The sequence below is a fragment of the Pseudonocardia sp. NPDC049635 genome (assembly GCF_040659795.1).
GTDB lineage: Bacteria > Actinomycetota > Actinomycetes > Mycobacteriales > Pseudonocardiaceae > Pseudonocardia.
This window is the reverse complement of the sequence record NZ_JBFAON010000056.1, coordinates 1-1,838: the sequence shown is the minus strand read 5'-3', so window position 1 is coordinate 1,838 and position 1,838 is coordinate 1. Positions and strand designations below refer to the sequence as shown.

At 73.3% G+C, this 1,838-nt stretch carries 1 protein-coding gene; it reads left to right on the top strand.

Translation table 11 applies throughout. The annotated features are described in order from the left end of the window. Nucleotides 1–1,829, top strand: a 1,829-nt coding sequence (locus AB0J24_RS28735) for a cation-translocating P-type ATPase (RefSeq protein ID WP_358687008.1), incomplete at its 5' end; no start/stop codon positions are given. Nucleotides 1,830–1,838 lie beyond the last annotated feature (9 nt).

Sequence of the window (1,838 nt, the reverse complement as noted above, 5' to 3'; positions counted from 1 at the left end):
TCGCGCTGGCCGCACTGGGCCTGCGCCGCTACGGGCTGCGCCGTCCGCCGGTGCTCGGCACGGCCGGCCGCACCGTCGCCACCGGTGTCACGATCTTCACCGGGTACCCGTTCCTGCGCGGCGCGCTGCGGTCGCTGACCGGCGGGCGCGGCGCCGGGACCGACGCGCTGGTGTCCGCGGCGACCGTCGCCAGCCTGGTGCTGCGTGAGAACGTCGTCGCGCTGACCGTGCTGTGGCTGCTCAACATCGGCGAGTACCTGCAGGACCTGACACTGCGCCGGTCGCGGCGGGCGATCTCGGAGCTGCTCACCGGTGCGACCACGACGACCTGGACCCGGCTCCCGGACGGTGTCGAGGTCACCAGCGACATCGCCGACCTGGTGATCGGTGACGAGGTGGTCGTGCACGAACGCATCGTGCTGCCGGTGGACGGTGAGGTGGTCGAGGGCGAGGGCGTCGTCGACCAGGCCGCGATCACCGGTGAGCAGCTGCCCGTGGCGGTCGGCCCCGGCACGTCGCTGCACGCCGGTTCGGTGCTGCTGCGCGGCCGGCTCGTCGTCCGCGCGACCGCGGTGGGCCAGGACACCGCGCTCGGCCGGATCATCGAACGGGTCGAGCAGGCCCAGGGTGACCGGGCGCCGATCCAGACCGTCGGGGAGAACTTCTCCCGCCGCTTCGTGCCGGCGTCGTTCCTGCTGGCCGGGTTGACCCTGCTGGCCACCCGGGACGTGCGGCGGGCGATGACGATGCTGCTCATCGCCTGCCCGTGCGCGGTGGGGCTGTCCACCCCGACCGCGATCAGCGCCGCGATCGGCAACGGGGCCCGGCGCGGCATCCTGATCAAGGGCGGCGCGCATCTGGAGGCGGCCGCCCGGGTCGACGCGATCGTGTTCGACAAGACCGGCACCCTCACCCTGGGCCGCCCGGTCGTCACCAACGTCATCTCCTTCCATGACGACTGGTCCCCCGAGCAGGTCCTGGCGTACTCGGCGTCCTCGGAGATCCACTCCCGGCACCCGCTGGCCCAGGCCGTGATCCGCTCCACCGAGGAACGCCGGATCGAGATCCCGCCGCACGAGGAGTGCGAGGTGCTCGTCGGGCAGGGCATGCGGGTGCAGGCCGACGGCCGGGTGCTGCTGATCGGGTCCCGGGAACTGCTGCGCGCCCAGGGGGTGCAGGTCAGCCGCAAGGCCGCCGACTGGGTCCGCAGGCTGCAGCGGGCCACCGAGACACCGCTGCTGCTGGCCGTCGACGGCGAGCTGGTCGGCCTGGTGTCGCTGCGCGACACCGTGCGCCCGGAGTCGCGCGAGGTGCTGGACCGGCTGCGCGCCGACGGTGTGCGGCGGATCGTCATGCTGACCGGTGACCATCCCCGCACCGCGCAGGCGGTCGCCGAGGAGCTGGGCATCGAGGAGTATCGGGCGCAGGTCATGCCCGAGGAGAAGCAGGACGTGGTGCGAGCCCTCCAGCAGGACGGGCACACGGTCGCGATGGTCGGCGACGGCACCAACGACGCGCCCGCGCTCGCGCTCGCCGACATCGGCATCGCGATGGGCGTGGCGGGCACCGACGTCGCCGTCGAGACCGCCGACGTCGCGCTGGCCGCCGACGACCTGGACGCGCTGCTCGAGCTGCGCGACCTGGGCCGCCGCTCGATCACCCTGATCCGGCAGAACTACGGCATGTCGATCGCGGTCAACGCGACCGGCCTGCTGGTGTCCGCGGGCGGGGCGCTGTCACCGGTGGTCGCAGCGATCCTGCACAACGCCTCCAGCGTCGCCGTCGTCGGGAACAGCTCCCGGCTGATCCGCTACCGGCTCACCGGCTGAGGCACCGGC